3 protein-coding genes are annotated in these 2,621 nt (G+C 76.8%); all 3 read left to right on the top strand.

All coding sequences use genetic code 11. From position 1 onward, the window contains the following. The coding region (locus tag QZX64_RS03970) for an ATP-binding protein (RefSeq protein WP_295657151.1) at positions 1–182 on the top strand (182 nt) is incomplete at its 5' end. A 63-nt stretch (positions 183–245) separates the two neighbouring features. After that, positions 246–962 carry a response regulator transcription factor gene (locus QZX64_RS03965; protein ID WP_295657150.1) on the top strand — a complete coding sequence of 239 codons (717 nt, stop codon included), beginning with the start codon at positions 246–248 and terminating at the stop codon, positions 960–962. Beyond that, the coding region (locus QZX64_RS03960; RefSeq protein ID WP_295657148.1) for an ATP-binding protein at positions 959–2,621 on the top strand (1,663 nt) is incomplete at its 3' end. The genes QZX64_RS03965 and QZX64_RS03960, both read left to right, overlap by 4 nt.

Genomic DNA, 2,621 nt, shown 5'->3' with positions numbered 1-2,621 from the left:
AGCTGCGCCGCCGGGTCTTCACCAAGTTCTGGACCGAGGGCAGCAGCGGGGGCTCCGGGCTCGGCCTCTACATCGTGGGCGGCCTGACCCGGGCCCACGGCGGCCACGTGAGCATCGGCGCGGCGACCGGAGGGGGCGCGCGCATCAGCGTCACCTGGCCCGGCGAGGATCGCCGGGGCTGATCTGCACACAACCTTCACGCGTCGACCACCGCCCGCGCGCACCGCCGCTCCTAGGCTCGCCCCGTGAGCCGACCCAGCGTGCCCGGACCAGCCGGCAGCGTGCGTCGCCGTGTCCTGGTGGTCGAGGACGACCCCGTCATCAACGACGCGGTGACCCGTCGCCTGGTCGCCGAGGGGTACGACGTGGCGCAGGCCTGGGACGGTCCGGGGGCCGTGGCGGCCGCCACCGACGGGCTGGCGGACGTCGTCGTGCTCGACGTGATGCTGCCCGGCTTCGACGGCCTGGAGGTCTGCCGCCGGGTCCAGGCCACGCGTCCGGTGCCGGTGCTGATGCTCACCGCCCGTGACGACGAGGCCGACATCCTGGCCGGCCTGGCGGTCGGTGCCGACGACTACCTCACCAAGCCGTTCCGGATGAAGGAGCTCGTGGCGCGCGTCGGCGCCCTGCTCCGGCGCGTGGAGCGGGCCGTCGTGCTCGCGGCCCTGCCGGCCGGCGTCCTGACCGTGGGGGACCTGGTCGTGGAGACCGGCCCTCGCCGGGTGCGTGTCGGCGCGGCCGAGGTGCACCTGACGCCCACCGAGTTCGACCTGCTCGTCTGCCTGGCCTCCGAGCCCGGACACGTGCTGACCCGCGAGCGCCTGCTATCGCAGGTGTGGGACTGGCCCGACGCCTCCGGCACCCGCACCGTGGACAGCCACGTGAAGGCGCTGCGCGCCAAGGTCGGCGCGGGCCGGGTGCGCACCGTGCACGGCGTCGGCTACGCCCTGGAGGCCCGGTGACGGCCGAGCCGCTGCTGCGCGTCACCTCCATCAAGGTCAAGCTGGGCCTGCTCGTCGCCGCCAGCGTGGTCGTCGCGGCGCTGGTCGCGACGCTGGGGTCGGCCGCGGGCGTCGCGCCCTGGCTGGCCCTGCCCGTCACCGTCGCCGTCGCGCTGGCGGTGACGCAGCTGCTGGCGGCGGGCATGACCAGCCCGCTGCGCCAGATGACCGAGGTCGCCCGGAGGATGGCGGGCGGGGACTACTCCGGGCGCGTCGACGCCTCCGGCGGCGACGAGGTCGGGGTGCTGGCCCGCACCTTCAACCGGATGGCTCGCGACCTCGGGCGGGTCGACGCCGAGCGGCGGGCCCTGGTCGCCACCGTCTCCCACGAGCTGCGCACGCCCGTGGCCGCGCTGACCGCGCGCCTGGAGAACGTCGCCGACGGGGTGGAGGAGGCCGACGCCCGCACGCTGGACGGCGTCCTCGACCAGGCCCGCCGGCTCGGGGGACTGCTGGAGGACCTGCTCGACCTGTCCCGCCTCGACGCCGGCGTCGCCACCCTGCGCCTCGACGACGTGGACGTCGCCGCCTTCCTCGCCGACCTCGCCGCGACCGGGACCCCGCCCACGCGGGGCGTCCGGTTCACCGTCTCGGCGCCCGGGGGGCTCGTCGTGCGGGCCGACCCCGCCCGGCTGCGCCAGCTCGTCGGCAACCTGCTCGACAACGCCGCCCGGCACAGCCCGGCCGGCGGAGTCGTGGCGGTCCGCGCCGCCGGCGGGGCCACCACGTGGACGCTGGCGGTCACCGACTCGGGCCCCGGCGTACCCACCGCCGACCGGGACCGCGTCTTCGAGCGCTTCGGCACCCTCGCCCACGTCGACGACTCCACGACCGGCTCCGCGACCGGCTCCGCGACCGGGGGCGGCACCGGGCTCGGCCTGGCCATCGCCCGGTGGGTGGCCGAGCTGCACGGCGGCACCGTCCGCTTCACCGATCCCCTGGACGGCGCGAGCGGGGCGCGGGTCGTGGTGGAGCTGCCCGTCTCGCCGTCCGGGGCGCCACGGCTCGCGGAGGGGCCGCCCGTGCCGAGGTCGGCACCGGCGGCTGCCGCGCCCGAGGCGGCGCCGGTCGCCGTGCCGTCGATCCTCAGCCCGATCTTCGGCTCCTTCTGGCCCGAGGACGGTGTACCCGCTCGCCGCGACCTGGTGCTCGCCTCCGCGGCGGTCGGGGTGCTCGCCGGCGTCCTGCTGCCGTTCCGGGCGCCCGGTCTGGCCATGTCCCTGATGCTCCTGGCCGCCACCGGCACCGTCGCGTACGCCGCCCGTCACCGCCGCGAGCCGTTCACGCTGGCCTGCCTCGTCGGCTGCGCGCTGCTGTGCCTGCCGGTGCTCCTGCTGGACGCGGTGTGGATCTCCACGCTGTGCTGGCTGGCCGGCGGGGCACTGGCCCTGGTCGGCGTGACGCGCGGGCGCAGCGTGCCGTCGTTCGTGCTGGCCGGCATCTCCTGGCCGCTGGCGTCGCTGCGCGGGCTGCCGTGGTTCGGCCGGTCCCTCCAGGGCCTGGCCGGCCGGGGGCACGCGCCCGGCCTCCTCCGCACGGTCGTGTGGTCCGCACTGGCGCTCGTGGTGTTCGGCGCGCTCTTCGCCTCCGCCGACGCCCTGGTGGCCTCCTGGCTCGGTG

Origin of the sequence: uncultured Nocardioides sp., from assembly GCF_902805925.1 — a bacterium.
Lineage (GTDB): Bacteria > Actinomycetota > Actinomycetes > Propionibacteriales > Nocardioidaceae > Nocardioides.
The sequence above is the reverse complement of the archived record's forward strand: the minus strand, read 5'-3'. Positions and strand labels throughout refer to the sequence as shown.